This window comes from Pedobacter sp. MC2016-15, from assembly GCF_026239695.1.
Taxonomy (GTDB): Bacteria; Bacteroidota; Bacteroidia; order Sphingobacteriales; family Sphingobacteriaceae; genus Pedobacter.
This window is the reverse complement of the sequence record NZ_JAPIVS010000004.1, coordinates 1-15,951: the sequence shown is the minus strand read 5'-3', so window position 1 is coordinate 15,951 and position 15,951 is coordinate 1. Positions and strand designations below refer to the sequence as shown.

Genomic DNA, 15,951 nt, shown 5'->3' with positions numbered 1-15,951 from the left:
TAAACAGTGTTATTAACACTTGTTAACTTCTATCGTTAACAAGTGTCTCTACAATTTTTATATTAGCACCAATATATTCAAACCAAATGCAGAAAAAATACCTTTTTATTCCGCTTTTATTGGCTGGTAACCTCACCACAGGTTACGCTCAGGTAAGTGCGTTAGTAAACCTCAATAAAAATTATCAGACTGGCCTCGAATTACTCGATAACGAAAAATATGTTGCTGCTGCCCAACAGTTCAGACTTGTAGAGCAGCTTAGAACAAAACCGGGAACACAGCAGGAGAGCAATTCGGAACTTTCTACACTGAAAGAAAATGCCAAATTCTATGCCGCTGTATGTGCCCTTGAGCTGGGCAATAACGATGCAGAAAGTCTTTTCCAGACTTTCATCCGTGACTATCCGCTAAACCCAAATACAAAGCTTGCCTTCTTTCATGTTGGTAAATCTTACTTCGAGCAAAAAAACTATGTAAAGGCTTTGGAGTGGTTCGAAAAAACTGATCCTTCTACCCTTTCCAAAAAACAACGTACAGAATACCAGTTCAAACAAGCCTATTCATACTTCGTGCAAAAAGACATCGCGAAAGCGGAACCTCTATTTGAACAAGTGAAAAATGAAGAAGGGCCTTTCCAGGAAAGTTCTATCTATTACTTTGCTTACATCAGATATCAGAATAAAGACTACAAAACTGCACTGGCTAACTTTGAAAAGTTAAAGGGCTCTCCTACTTATGAAGCGAGTTATCCTTACTACATCACCTCTATGTATTACCTCGACAAGAGATATGACGATGTGATCAGCTATGCCCTTCCTATTCTGAAAAGCAGTAAGCAACAGTTTGAAGCAGAAATGCTGAGCCTGATTGCGGCATCATATTTTGCAAAATCAGATTTCAAAAACGCAGAGTTGTATTTCCGGGATTTCTATTCGAAAGATAAATCAGAAAAGAAAAATAACCTGTTTATCTATCAGTATGGATATTCACTTTTTCAGCTTAACAAAACAAAAGAAGCAGTAACTGTTTTATCACAGCTTAATACTGACGACGTTTACCTTCAAAGCGGGATGTACACGCTGGGTCGTGCTTTCCTTAAATTAACTGATAAAGAAAAAGCCAGAAGTGCTTTCTTCAGGGCTTCGCGTTTGGAGTTCGATAAAGATATCCAGGAAGAATCATGGATCAACTATGCCCGCTTAAGCTATGAACTTGACTTCAATCAACAGGCACTGGAATCTACACAGAACTTTCTGAAACAATTCCCGCGCTCAGCGAAGATCAATGAAGCTAAAACTCTACTTGGAGAGATTCTCTTAACGAGTAAAAACTACCAGGCAGCAATTGACATCCTGGAACCTATCGTTAAAAAATCACCTGAAGCCGAAGAAGCATACCAGAAGGTAACTTATTTCAGAGGTCTGGAATTCTATAACGAGCGTGCATTTCCAAATGCTTTGTCGATGTTTATCCGCTCCAATGCTTATCCGGATGATCAGGAAATAAATGCCCTGAGTACCTACTGGATGGCAGAGTCGATGTATGAACTGCGCAAATTTGGCGAAGCGGTAAAAACCTTCGAGAAATTCCTGACTATGCCAGGTGCCGAAAAAACTAAAGTTTACAACTTTGCCAACTATGCACTGGCTTATGCAGCATTCGAAGATGAAAAGTACTCTAAGGCTGCCAATTATTTCGAACGCTTCCTCGCTGGAAACGACAAAGATAAAAACACTGTAGTTGACGCTACGGTACGTCTTGCAGATTCATACTTCGTAAATAAAAGCTATGGCAATGCCTTAAATTATTACAACAGGATCATCAGTGATAAATCTACCGGTGATGATTATGCTTTGTTCCAGAGAGGTATGATACAGGGTCTTCAGGATCAGAATGATACTAAAATTGCTACTATGCAAAGCCTGCTGCAACAGTTCCCTTCATCTAACTACGCGGATGATGCAGGCTTCGAAACAGCATATACTTATTTCAATAAAGGTGAACTGGACAGATCCAAAAATGATTTGACAGCGCTCATCGCCAAATATCCAAACAGCAGCTATGTCCCAAGGGCACTGGTAACCATTGGTCTGGTACAATACAACCAGGATCAGGATGACGCTGCACTGGAATCATTTAAAAAGGTAATTACTGACTACGCAAGTACTGAAGAGGCGAAACAGGCTCTGGAGTCAATCAAAAACATCTATGTAGACCGCGGGGATGCAAATGGTTTTATCACTTATGCCGCTACTACCCCAATCGGAAACTACACGGTGGCCGACCAGGATAATATCGTTTTCCAGGCTGCAAATACAATGTACCTGAAAGGTGATGCACAGGGTACTGTAGAAAGTGTAAATGCTTACTTCGATAAATATCCTAAAGCAATCCATGCCAAGGAAGCTAAGTTCATCAGAGCTGAATCTTTGGTAAAACTGAACCGTCCGGATGAGGCTATTCCGGATTATGAATTTATTCTGAACGACTGGACGAGCGACTGGACTGAGCGCTCTCTGATCAGTATTTCCAAACTTTTCCTGGATCAGAAGAAATACAACGAAGCAATCGTATACCTGAAAAGACTGGAGACTACTGCTGATTATAAATCACACTATTCTTATGCGATCAATAACCTGCTTAAGGCCTACACAGCTCTAAACAGCCCTGATGACATGCTCAAGTATGTTCAACTGACCAAAGAGTCGGAGAAAGCTTCAGAAGAAGAAAGGAACAGTGTTGATCTTTATGCTGGTAAAGCTTACCTGATAAAAGCCGATACAACATCTGCCGTAAAAGCATTCAGCAATGTAGCAGCAAAAACAAAAACGATCGCAGCAGCAGAGTCTAAATTTACACTGGCACAAATCCAGTACAATAAACGTGAATACAAAACTTCGCAAAAAACCTGCTTTGATATCATCAATAACATGCCATCTTATGATTACTGGGTAGCCAAGTCATTCATCCTGCTGGCAGATAACTATGTTGCCCTTAAAGACAACCTGCAGGCAAAAAGCACACTGCTCAGTATTATTGACAATTATGACGGTAAAGACGAAATCGTAGCTACTGCCAAAGAAAAATTACAAAAAATTAAATAAGACCAAGCATCATGAAATTGAGCAAACTAGTATATATATCCTTTCTTTTTCTTACCGCAGGCACACTTACAGTGAACGCGCAGGATAAAAAAACTACGGAGAAAAAGACCGATAAAAAAACCGAGCAAAAACCGGAAGAGAAGAAAGACGATAAAGCTGTAACAGAAGAAATTGAAGTAGTAAGACCATACAAACCAATTTTAGCCGAAGCGGTTAAACTCAGAAGAAGTCCGGATTTAAATGATGTAAAATCCTATAAAGCACGCTTCAACTATGCGCTTACTGACAGAAAGCTGATGCTGAACTCTGATATTGATAAGCTCTATGCACAGGATGTTGCTGCTGAGAAACAAGCTGAACTGATCAATAACTATGTGAAAGGTGGCCTGGGTTCTGCAAACACCATCTTCGGTGAAGCCTATATCAATATGGACAGAGACGAAGCCCTGCAGGTTGGTGGTTTCTTCAGACATTTTAGCCAAAGTGGTAAACTGGAAGGACAGAAACTTAGTCAGCAGCAAGCCAGCGTATTCGGACGCAGCATCGGTGATCAGGCTGTATTGAGCGGACGTATAAACTATGAAAGAAAAGGGTTCAACTTCTACGGTTTTGACGAAAACAATCCGCTGAGAAACCTTGATCCTGCCAAACAGGCATTCAACTTTATAGAAGCTGAAGGTGAAGTGGTAAATAAATATACAGAAGACCCTGATGCTCTCAGCTATGCCGCAAAGATCAACGGCTATATCTGGGGAGATCAGCTCTCTGCAAAAGAAAACTCAGTGGTCATCAACGGATACCTGAACAAAAGAATCAGCAGCTTTAATTTAGGACTTGCAGCGTCCACAGAATTTGGCAATACAAAAGATCAGCTGACAAATGTTAAGAATAACCTGCTGCGCTTAAACCCATACATCAGGTTAGAAGCAAACGGTATAAAGATCAACGCCGGAATTAACTATGTACAGGAATTCGGAACTGTTTCTGCCGGACATATCTTTCCTGCGGTAACAGCAGACTTCACGCTGATCCCTGATTACCTGCAGATTTTCGGAGAGTTGAAAGGTGATGTAAACAGAACGTCTATGAAAGAACTTACTGACGAAAATCCTTTCCTCAACAGCAATATTGCAATCAGAAATTCGATAGAAAAATTAAGCTTCAGTGCCGGTATTAAAGGTACAGGCGGTCCGGGCTTTGGATACAAAGTTCGCGTTTACCGTAAAGAAATTACGGATATGCCTTTGTTCGTAAACAACTTTAATGATCCAACCCGATTTGATGTAATCTACGACTTTGGTAATGCAAAAGTACTGGGTCTTGAAGGAGAACTTTCAGTACAGGTGAGCGACCAGCTAAAATGGACTGGTAAATTAAATCTTGAAGATTATAAACCTGCTTCAGAAACTTACAGCTGGTTCAAACCTCAGCTCCGTATCAACTCTAACTTGCTTTACAGTGTGACCGATAAGATTGGTTTCAATGCGGCCGTATCTATTCAGGATGCAAGCAACGCTAAACTTTATACGTCTGCGCCGGCAAGCCCTTATGTAATTCCTAATAGTGCAATTGAGACAACAACAAATGTAAAAGGATATGTCGACCTCGGAATTGGTGCTACTTACAAGATCAATAACAGGTTCTCTGCCTTTGCAAAAGCAAACAACTTACTGAATACAAAATACAGCAGATACCTGTATTATGAGGTGATTGGTGTTAACGTTTTTGGTGGAATCAGCTACTCATTCTAAGCAAATCGATTTTATAATTGGTTGATACGGAATTAAAATTTATTTTTACCAGAATGGATGTCTTGTCATATCTCTCAGAGCTTATTCAAACGCGTAAAGCCGTTGGGATTTCCGGTTTGGGAACTGTCTATAAAAAGAAAATACCGGGAAGGTATGATGCCGAAACGCATTCATTCATCCCGCCAAGTTATACGCTTGATTTCACTGATGAAATAAAGGAAGATTCCTTGCTTGCATCTTTTATTGGCACTAAGCGGAATGTTTCCATTGATACGGCCATCTATTTTATCAATGAATTTAGCACTGAGATACAATCAAGACTTGACCGTGAGCATTCAATCAACTTTGGGGAATTGGGTAAACTCGTAAAATCAGGGAACAAGATAACGTTTGAACCAGCGGAATCCATTAATTACGGCTTCGATTTCTATGGATTACCCGTAGTAAAAGATGAGCAGGAAAAAACAACTCCGGAAATCAGTACTGAAAATATAGCGGTTGAAGAGCCCCTTTCAACTCCAGAGGAGGAACCAACACTTGAATCTGTTACTGCTGACAATGATCAAACTGAGGAAAATCCTGGCGATACACCAGCAGCTGATCCTATCGCAGCAGAGTTAGCCCCCGAGCAGGAAGAAGTAGTTCCTGAAGTGAAGGAACCTGTAGAAGAAAACCCATTCGCCCAGTACAAAAAGAACGAACAGCAGTTGCGTGAGGAGATTGAATCCTTAAACTTTTATCGCTCAAAATCACCATACCTGAAATCTACAGGTCCGGGTGATGAAGAGGTGATCATGAAGTTAAATAAGATCAGTGCCAGGGAAGACGCTATAGACGAGAACTCATCTATAGATCCTTTCCCTGTTTATCCCGCCCAGGCAGAAGAACAAAAAACTATGCCGGCATACTTAAAAATTCTGATCAGCATTGGTATACTGGCATTGATGATGGGTATTGTTTATCAGATCAAACCTGATGTTTTTAATGGCCTGACGGGTAAAGCTCCGGCTAAGAAGTTAAGCACTTCAGCTGCTAAACCCGGGCTGTCCGCAGTGCCAAATGAAGATACGCTGACTACGGATTCTATCCAGAAAAATGGTGCTTCTCTGTCTCCTGCTGACACGCTGATCAATACGCTCCCTGCCACGCCGGTGGATACAGCTACAGTGTACGAAATCATCGGGGCCTCAATGCATGACCAGAAAGAAGCTGACAACTTTATAGCACTGATGAAAAAAAGCGGCATAGATGCAAAGGTGGTAACCAATATGTCCGGAAGAAGACTAAAAATGAGTATCGCTACGTTAAAAGATGAGAAATCTGCCAAAGAAGAATTGGACAGACTATCAAAAAAATTGAAAATACCAGGAATATACATTTACAGAAACAAACAAAAATAATATGACCACATTGCTTCAGGTTACTGCAGATACAGTAAAACAATTAACGGATACCGCTAATGCTGCAAACCAGGCTCTAGCTACTGCACCTCAGGAACTCCATTTCTTCGACTTGTTAATTAAAGGTGGATGGGTAATGATCCCGCTTGGCCTTCTGGCTTTCGCCGGACTTGTCATCTTCGTAGAGAGATACCTTACGATCAGAAAGGCTTCCAAATCAGAAACCAATCTGATGCTGCAGATTAAACAATATATTCATGACGGCCGGTTGGAAAATGCGATCGCGCTGTGCAGAAATACAAGTTCTCCATTGGGAAGAATGCTGGAGAAAGGTCTGAGACGTATTGGCAGACCTATCAAGGATATAGAAGCTGCAATTGAAAATGTAGGTAAACTGGAAGTTTCAAAACTGGAAAAAAACATCAGTATTCTTGGTATTATCGCGGGTATTGCACCCATGCTGGGTTTCGTGGGTACTATCGTGGGGGTAATTACCATTTTCCATGATGTTTCCATCAAAGGTGCTATTGAAATTGGTACGATCTCTGGTGGTTTATACACGAAGATGATCACCTCTGCAAGCGGACTGGTTGTAGGTATTATTTCATACGTACTGTATCATATCCTGAACGCAATGGTTGAAAGGATTATCCTGAGAATGGAGACTGATGCATTAGAGTTTATTGATCTATTAGAAGAACCAGGTAAATAATGAATCTGCGCAAAAGAAATAAAGCAAGTGTTGAAGTCCATACTTCAGCACTGAATGACATCATGTTCTTCCTGATGCTGTTCTTCCTGCTTGCTTCGGCAGTAGTAAATCCACAGGTAGTAAAGTTACTGCTTCCGCGTTCAGAATCTGGACAGCAATCATCAGCACAGAAAACTGTAACGGTTTCTATAGATGAAAAGCTCAATTATTTTGTAGATAAGCAAGCAGTTACACTGGAGACCATGAAAGCCAGTATCGAAAGGTATCAGCAGGCTTCTCCGGACCTTACGATTGTATTGTATGTAGCCAGAGGGGTTTCCATTGAAAACACGATGGCCGTATTTGATGTTGCTAATCAGTTGAAACTGAAAGTTGTATTGGCAGTAGAACCAAAAAAATAATGACTCCATATAAAGAGGAAAATAATTACCCTAAAGCAGTGGCTATCTCAACGGCAATTTTGGCCGGTTTGCTGGCATTGAGCCTGTTTATTGCCATCGGTACCTTCCAGCCACCTGAAGAGGCTGGTATGGGTGGTATGGTAGTGAACTATGGGACTTCTGTGGAGGGAATGGGCTCTGACTATACAAGTGTGGAAGAGCCTTCGGCAGATCCGAATGCCAACAATCAGGCTCCGGACAAAGTAGTTCCTGATCAGCAGGTTACTCCGGAAAAATCTGTTGAAAGTTCTGATAAGGAAATCGCTACACAAACGACAGAAGAAGCTGTAAGTATCAACACAAAAAAAACAAATAAACCCTCTACACCTACTGCCACAAAGGTGGAGGATAAACCTGCCAAACCGGCGATCAACCAAAACGCTCTTTACAAAGGAAAATCCAGCAAGGGTACTGGTGGTGGCGACGGAACAGGAACTACACCGGGCAACCAGGGCTCCGTGAATGGTGATCCACTTGCCAATAATTATGGCGAAGGAGGCTCTGGGTTCGGGACTACCCCTATTGCCCTGAGACGCTTTACCAATCTGGTTACGCCACAGGATGACGGACAGAAAACGGGTAAAATCGCTGTGCGTATCACTGTAAATAAACAGGGAATTGTTGTTGAAGCTACCCCCGGCGTTAAAGGCACTACCCTGCAAGACCTTGATCTTTGGGCTAAATGTAAAGCTGCTGTAATGGGCGCCCGCCTCAATCAGTCAGAATCTGCTCCTGATCTTCAGACAGGTGTTGTGGTATTCAATTTTAAAGTGAAATAATATCCTGATTTGATACGTTACTGTGTTAGATTTTTGTACTAATGAACTATTCTCAAACTCTCGAGTATCTATACAATAAACTTCCAATGTTTACACGCATTGGCGCAGCTGCGATCAAAAAGGATTTAGATAATACACTTTTGTTATGTGAGCATGTCGGTAATCCACATCTAAGGTTTAAGACCATCCATGTAGGTGGTACAAACGGAAAAGGCTCAACCTCACATATGCTTGCTGCCATATTACAGAAAGCAGGTTATAAGACCGGCCTGTACACTTCTCCGCATCTTAAAGATTTCAGGGAACGTATCAGAATCAATGGAAAGATGATGTCTGAAGATGCCGTTGTTGAATTTACGGAGAGAGAAAAAGAGAAAATCGAAGAAATCAGCCCTTCCTTTTTTGAGGTTACCGTGGCCATGGCATTTGATTATTTTGCTTCAGAACAGGTAGACATCGCTGTGATCGAAGTCGGATTGGGTGGAAGGCTCGACTCTACAAATGTCATTACCCCAGAATTATCTGTCATTACCAATATCAGTCTCGACCATACCAATTTGCTGGGCAACACACTGCCTGAAATTGCATTTGAAAAAGCAGGAATCATCAAACCGGGCATCCCTGTGGTAATTGGTGAGAAACAGAAAGAATCTGCCCCGGTATTCATCAGCAAAGCTGAGGAAACATCCAGTGAACTGGTATTTGCAAATACTGAACTGCGTCTTGATGATGTGCGCAATGAAGGCACACAACTGGTAGTTTCTATTTATAAAAACAACGCGAGGATCTATAAAGATCTTAAACTCGATCTGACCGGCCGTTATCAGCTTAAAAATGTACTTACGGTCATCCAGTCGGTCATCTTATTAAACCGTAACGGTTTTGCTATTCCCGAAGAGGCCGTGTACAGTGGTCTGGCGGATACCGTAACTATTACCGGTTTGCAGGGCAGATGGCAAACCCTGAGCCGCGATCCTCTTGTCATTTGTGATACCGGGCATAACATTGCTGGTATTCAGGAGGTACTTCAAAACATTCAGGCTACACCTTATAAAAAACTGCATATCGTGATTGGCATGTTAAAGGATAAGGATGTCAGCAGTGTGCTGCAGCTTCTTCCGGCTACGGCAAATTACTATTTCTGCGAGCCTGTACTGGAAAGAGCATTGCCTGCAACTGAACTTGCGCAACAGGCGGAAAAGTTCAATCTTAAAGGTAAAGTGTACGACAGCGTTCCTTCTGCATTGGAAGCCGCCAGAAACTCGGCTGATCCGCAGGACCTGATCTTTGTCGGCGGAAGTACCTTTGTTGTTGCAGAAGCGCTTTAAGAGGTTTCTTAACACTAATTTTATTTGTTTAAAGTTATATTTACCGCATTAAAATATAATGATGAAACGAACCTTGTTATTCGCATGCCTCTGCTGTGTATACAGCAGTACCTTCGCACAAAAAGCTAAGAATGCCAAAGCACCGGCAGCCGCAACAGCTACACTTGACCGCCCAAAATTAGTGATCGGACTGGTTGTCGACCAGATGAGATGGGATTACCTGTACCGTTATTACGACCGCTATTCAAACGGCGGCTTCAAACGTATGATCAATGAAGGATTTTCAGCAGAAAACACTTACATCCCTTATACCCCAACTTATACTGCTGTAGGTCACTCTTCAATCTATACCGGCTCGGTACCTGCAATAACAGGAATTATCGGAAACGACTGGTACGATCCACAAACAAGAAAACATGTATATTGTACTGATGACAGTACTGTAACTGGTGTTGGCTCAAAAAACGCTGCAGGAAAGATGTCACCTAAAAACCTTAAAAGTACAACCATTACTGACGAGCTGCGTCTCGCCACAAACTTTAAGGGAAAAGTGATCGGTATCTCATTGAAAGACCGTGGCTCCATCCTGCCTGCTGGTCATACCCCAACCGGGGCATACTGGTACGATGGTCAGACCGGCGACTTTATCACAAGTACCTGGTATATGAATCAGCTGCCTGCATGGCTGCAGAATTTTAACAGTAGGAAATTCGCCAATAATTATTATGAGAAAAACTGGGATACCATGTACCCTATTAATACCTACACACAGAGTACTGCCGATAATAAAGTTTATGAAGGCATCACCAGAGGTGAGCAGGCTCCCACATTTCCACATAACCTGAAGAGTTATACCGGTAAGAACTATGACATGATCAGAAGTACCCCTTACGGAAATACGCTTACACTTAAACTCGCAGAAGAAGCGATTAAAGCTGAAGGCCTTGGTCAGGATAACATCACAGATTTCCTGGCTGTCAGCTGCTCATCAACCGACTATGTTGGTCACCAGTATGGGCCAAACTCTATCGAAGCTGAAGATACTTACCTGCGCCTTGATAAAGACATGGAAGAGTTTTTCAACTATCTGGATCAGACAGTTGGAAAAGGCAAATATTTAGTATTTCTTTCTGCAGATCATGGTGCTGCACATGTCCCTGGCTTTATGAATGAGAACAACCTGCCGGGTGGAACAGTTGATAACAAAGCGATTATCACCGGACTGAACGGATATCTGGAAGGTAAATTCAAAATCAAAAAACCTGCTATGTTCGCCATGAACAATCAGATCATCTTTGACCATACCAATAAAGACCTGCAGAATATCGACTTCACTGCCCTGAAATCTGCGACCGTAGATTACCTCAGGACATATGACGGAATTGCGAATGCCGTAGACCTGAACAGAATCGCAGAGAGTACTTTGCCAGCTGTGCAAAAGGAAATGATCACCAATGGCTACTATCCACGTTTAAGCGGGGACGTATATTTTATTTTACAGCCAAACTATTTTGACGGGGGTAAAACCGGAACAACTCACGGCGCATGGAATCCGTACGATTCCCATATCCCATGTGTTTTCATGGGTTGGCATGTTAAGCCTGGTAAAACTAACAAGACACACCACATGACAGATATTGCGCCAACAATCGCAGCTATGCTCCATATCCAGATGCCAAGTGGTAACGTTGGTGAGCCTATCACTGAGCTGACTCATCAATAGTCTGTAAGAAAAAACTAAAAGCCGCAATATGCGGCTTTTTTTATGCCCGTTGCTTAACTTTAGATACCAAATATATTTCAGCCATGGAAGAGGTTACCAGTTATCAGCCAAAGCATAAGATACGTTTTGTTACTGCTACAGCTTTGTTTGACGGTCATGATGCCACGATCAATATCATACGCCGTATTCTTCAGTCTTCCGGAGCTGAGGTAATCCACCTGGGCCACAACCGCTCTGTCGAGGAAGTAGTAAACTGTGCCATTCAGGAAGATGTTCAGGGTATCGCTATTACTTCCTACCAGGGTGGCCATATCGAGTATTTCAAATATATGTATGACCTCCTTCGTGAACGTGATGCCACACACATTAAGATTTTCGCAGGTGGTGGTGGAGTGATTCTGCCTAACGAAATCGCAGAATTACAGGCATATGGGATCAGCCGGATTTTTTCTCCTGACGATGGGCGCAAGATGGGATTACAAGGGATGATCAACCATATGCTCGAACAGGCAGATTTCAACCCGGTCAGATCAATCAGTAATGAACTGAAGTCGATTCTGTCAAAGGACATCAAAAGTATTGCCAGAGCAATCACTGTCGCAAAAAATGATCCTGTGGGCGCTCAGGATTTCATAACTGAGCTAAAGACTAATAACCGGATACCCGTACTGGGAATAACCGGGACCGGTGGATCCGGCAAATCCTCTCTCATAGATGAATTGGTGAGGCGCTTCTTACTGGAAGTGCCGGAGAAAACTCTGGCGATAATTTCTGTTGATCCTTCAAAAAGAAAAACAGGGGGAGCTCTGCTGGGTGACAGGATCAGAATGAATGCCATAGATCATCCAAGAGTTTATATGCGCTCCCTGGCCACCAGACAGGCTAACCTGGCCCTCTCCGTCAATGTGCAGGAAAGCATCAATATTTGTAAGGCTGCAGGCTTTAACCTGATCATTGTAGAGACATCCGGCATTGGGCAGTCGGACACAGAAATCACAGAACACTGCGATGTATCTCTTTATGTGATGACTCCAGAATTTGGCGCGGCTACACAATTGGAAAAAATTGACATGCTCGATTTTGCTGATCTCGTAGCGATCAATAAGTTTGACAAAACAGGCGCAGAGGATGCACTCCGGGATGTGTGCAAACAATACAAAAGAAACCATCAGCTATTTGATACGCCGGATGAGGAGATTCCTGTTTTCGGGACTATGGCCTCTCAATTTAATGATCCTGGGATGAACAGTCTCTTTCTGGCTTTGCTGCAAAAAATCAAAGAGAGTACAGGTATAGATTTCCAGCCGAAGTTGAAAATGGTTGCTACAAGTTCTCAGAAAACATATATCATTCCGCCAGACAGGACAAGATACCTCGCCGAGATTGTGGAAGCAAGCGGTCAATATCTGGAATGGGTACAAAAGGAAACTGCTATTGCTACACAGCTCTATCAGCTAAAGGGTGTTTTGGATATAACTACAGACTCCGGGCTAAAAGCAACACTCCATGAATTATACCTGAATCTTGAAAAGCAACTTGATGAGCAATGCCGTAAGATGTTGGAGGAATGGCCGGAAACAATCAGGAAATACCAGCGGCAATATTTTGTTTATCAGGTGAGAGGAAAAGAATTCAGCCAGCCACTTCATTACAAATCACTTTCGCAGCTGAAGATACCAAAGATATCCCTGCCCAGGTACCAGGACTGGGGAGATATACTCCACTGGCTGCTAGTGGAAAATGTGCCTGGAGAATTTCCATATACCGCCGGAGTATTCCCTATCAAACGGGAAGGTGAAGACCCAACCCGTATGTTTGCCGGTGAAGGAGGTCCGGAGAGAACCAATAAACGTTTTCACTATGTATCACAGGGGCAATCTGCAAAAAGATTATCGACCGCATTTGATTCTGTCACGCTATATGGTGAGGATCCGCATCACCGGCCTGACATCTACGGTAAAATAGGAAACTCCGGGGTGAGCATCGCCAGCCTGGATGATGCAAAGAAATTGTATTCTGGTTTTGACCTCTGCGCTTCAGACACTTCAGTATCTATGACCATCAACGGTCCTGCTCCTATGCTGCTTGGATTTTTCCTGAATGCAGCAATCGATCAGCAGTGCGAAAAGTATATCCTCGCAAATGGGCTAGCTGAGGAAATAAATCAAAGGATTGACCACATCTACGCAGAGAGAATGATGAACAGGCCCACTTACCAGGGAAATCTGCCCGCAGGGAATAATGGGCTGGGGCTGCTGCTTCTGGGTGTAACTGGTGACCAGGTACTCGGTGCAGATATATACCAGGAAATCCGTACCGGGGCATTAAATTCCGTGCGGGGGACGGTGCAGGCTGACATTCTCAAGGAAGATCAGGCACAAAATACCTGTATCTTCTCAACGGAGTTTGCACTAAGAATGATGGGGGATCTTCAGCAGTTTTTTATTCAGGAAAACATAAGAAATTTCTATTCCGTATCGATCTCTGGCTATCACATCGCGGAAGCCGGAGCTAATCCTATTTCTCAACTGGCCTTTACCCTCAGCAATGGGTTTACATTTGTAGAATATTATCTGAGCAGAGGAATGCATATTGACGACTTTGCTCCAAATCTCTCATTTTTCTTTAGCAATGGAATCGACCCTGAATATGCTGTAATCGGACGTGTAGCAAGAAGGATATGGGCTAAAGCAATCAAAAATAAGTACAAGGGAAACGACCGTTCACAGAAACTCAAATACCACATCCAAACATCCGGACGGTCACTGCATGCCCAGGAAATCAATTTCAATGATATCCGAACAACGTTACAGGCCTTGTATGCGATATATGACAACTGCAACTCTCTGCATACAAATGCCTATGATGAAGCCATCACAACACCCACAGAAGAATCAGTACGAAGGGCAATGGCTATACAATTGATCATTAACAGAGAGCTGGGACTGGCCAAAAACGAAAACCCTTTGCAAGGTGCCTTTATCATTGAAGACCTGACGGATCTTGTTGAGGAGGCTGTACTCCTGGAATTTAAGAGACTAAATGATCGCGGAGGAGTTTTGGGTGCCATGGAGACGATGTATCAGCGTGGAAAGATACAAGAAGAGAGTTTATACTACGAAACACTTAAACATTCGGGAGAACACCCGATAGTGGGTGTAAATACATTTTTGAACAGCAATGGTTCACCAACGATCCTACCGGCAGAAGTGATCCGTGCAACTGAAGAAGAAAAACAGTATCAGATAAAGTCATTATTGGACTTTCAAACCCGCAATGCTAATGATTCAACTGAAATATTAAAGCAGCTGCAGATTACGGCGATAAATGGAGGTAACATCTTCGAACAACTGATGGAAGCCTGTAAAATATGTTCACTGGGACAAATTTCCAGAGCGCTCTATGAAGTTGGCGGACAATACAGGAGGAATATGTAAACAAAAAAGCCTGGATAAATATCCAGGCTCCATATATAAATTCTCTTCAGGCAGACTAAGAGTGAATCCAGCTGAATTTGTAGTCAATGGTAGGATTTTTCATTCTCTCAGCCACACGCAATAACCTGCTTGGTAAAGCCATGATATAGTCACGTGCTTTCTCACCAGCATCATTTAAGTCCAGCATACTTTCCAGTTTCCACTCATCAATCAATTGTTGCATGATCTCTACATAATCAACAGCGGTGTAAACGCCCAGACGTTGAGCAGCATCTGTAAAATGACCAAATGTTTGTCCCATTTTCATTCCCATTTCTCTAAGGAAATGAGCAGGCATTACAATTTTTTTGCGCATCATATCCTCAAAGGCTATCATGGCCTCATTCGGATCTACTTCAAAGATTTTAGACATAAAATCCTTGTAAGCTTTTGCATGTCGTGCCTCATCAGAAGCGATCACACCACACATCTTGGACAGCAAGGTATCACCATCTTTTTTAGCTAATGAAGCAACTCTCCTATGTGAGATATTTGTAGCAAGTTCCTGAAAACTGGTATAAATAAAGTTACGGTATGGGTCATGACCGGTACCAATGTCAAAACCATCAGCGATAAGATACTGAGTTGATATTTCCATTTGTCTCATATCGACACGACCAGACAAATAGAGGTATTTATTTAAAAGATCACCATGTCTGTTTTCTTCCGCTGTCCAGTGACGGTTCCATCTCATCCAACCGCCCTCTTCACTGCGACTCACGCCCTCCACCATGGCTAACCATGACTCATAAGTAGGTAATGCTTCTTCGGTAATTGTATCTCCAATCAATACAGCTACCAGATCATAAGAAAGGTCATTTGCATTTTCACGGAGAGCTTTAATATCCTGCAGAAAAGTTTCACTTGTAGAAACTGGCAGGAAATCAGTAGGCTGCCAATTTGTGTCAATTGGTTTAAGATAAGAATCCATCATTTCAAGCATATAGTGCTCGATATGAAGCATTACTTCTCTTCTTTTTTCAGCAAAAAAACTCATTATATGTGTGCTTTAGTTTAAGGACAAAGATAACCAAAATTATTTCAAAATGCTTTTTCAATGGCATTTAAATAACGAATTTAAGGTAAAGATCGTAATGTTTAAGAAAAAATAAATGAGGGTTATTATCCACTCTTTAAGAACAACAAAAAGGGAATTGTGTTTTGTAAAATGCAAACCTTATAAACAAGAAAAGCCTTTCAGTTTCCTGAAAGGCTTTTTTTAAGATTTGGCACCGACC

General features: G+C 42.2%; 10 protein-coding genes. 9 read left to right on the top strand and 1 reads right to left on the bottom strand.

Going from position 1 to position 15,951, the window contains the following annotated elements:
• Positions 1–86: 86 nt before the first annotated feature.
• The 9 genes from OQY15_RS12650 (at position 87) to OQY15_RS12610 (ending at position 14,674) form a co-directional block, all read left to right on the top strand.
• Positions 87–3,104, top strand: a complete 3,018-nt coding sequence (locus OQY15_RS12650) for a tetratricopeptide repeat protein (protein ID WP_265792129.1) — start codon at positions 87–89, stop codon at positions 3,102–3,104.
• 11 nt (positions 3,105–3,115) lie between these two features.
• Positions 3,116–4,855, top strand: a complete 1,740-nt coding sequence (locus OQY15_RS12645) for a TonB-dependent receptor (RefSeq protein ID WP_265792128.1) — start codon at positions 3,116–3,118, stop codon at positions 4,853–4,855.
• Between the two features lie 53 nt (positions 4,856–4,908).
• On the top strand, positions 4,909–6,255 hold the full coding sequence (locus OQY15_RS12640; protein WP_265792127.1) for a hypothetical protein: 1,347 nt from the start codon (positions 4,909–4,911) through the stop codon (positions 6,253–6,255).
• 1 nt (position 6,256) lies between these two features.
• Positions 6,257–6,967, top strand: a complete 711-nt coding sequence (locus tag OQY15_RS12635) for a MotA/TolQ/ExbB proton channel family protein (protein ID WP_265792126.1) — start codon at positions 6,257–6,259, stop codon at positions 6,965–6,967.
• Entirely contained in the window at positions 6,967–7,368 is a 402-nt protein-coding gene (locus tag OQY15_RS12630) for a biopolymer transporter ExbD (RefSeq protein WP_265792125.1), read from the top strand. The genes OQY15_RS12635 and OQY15_RS12630 overlap by 1 nt, the downstream gene beginning before the upstream one ends.
• Entirely contained in the window at positions 7,368–8,186 is an 819-nt protein-coding gene (locus tag OQY15_RS12625) for an energy transducer TonB (protein WP_265792123.1), read from the top strand. The genes OQY15_RS12630 and OQY15_RS12625 overlap by 1 nt, the downstream gene beginning before the upstream one ends.
• Before the next feature lie 86 nt (positions 8,187–8,272).
• The gene (locus OQY15_RS12620; protein WP_265792122.1) at positions 8,273–9,514 is read left to right on the top strand and encodes a folylpolyglutamate synthase/dihydrofolate synthase family protein; all 1,242 of its coding nucleotides are present in this window, start codon (positions 8,273–8,275) and stop codon (positions 9,512–9,514) included.
• 58 nt (positions 9,515–9,572) lie between these two features.
• Positions 9,573–11,237: an alkaline phosphatase PafA gene (gene pafA, locus OQY15_RS12615; protein WP_265792120.1), complete on the top strand. Its 1,665-nt coding sequence runs from the start codon at positions 9,573–9,575 to the stop codon at positions 11,235–11,237.
• 83 nt (positions 11,238–11,320) lie between these two features.
• Positions 11,321–14,674 (top strand): methylmalonyl-CoA mutase family protein, encoded by a 3,354-nt coding sequence (locus OQY15_RS12610; RefSeq protein WP_265792119.1) that lies wholly within the window; start codon positions 11,321–11,323, stop codon positions 14,672–14,674.
• A 55-nt stretch (positions 14,675–14,729) separates the two neighbouring features.
• Here OQY15_RS12610 and OQY15_RS12605 read toward each other — a convergent pair whose 3' ends face one another.
• Positions 14,730–15,710 carry an acyl-ACP desaturase gene (locus OQY15_RS12605; protein WP_265792118.1) on the bottom strand — a complete coding sequence of 327 codons (981 nt, stop codon included), beginning with the start codon at positions 15,708–15,710 and terminating at the stop codon, positions 14,730–14,732.
• Between the last annotated feature and the right edge of the window lie 241 nt (positions 15,711–15,951).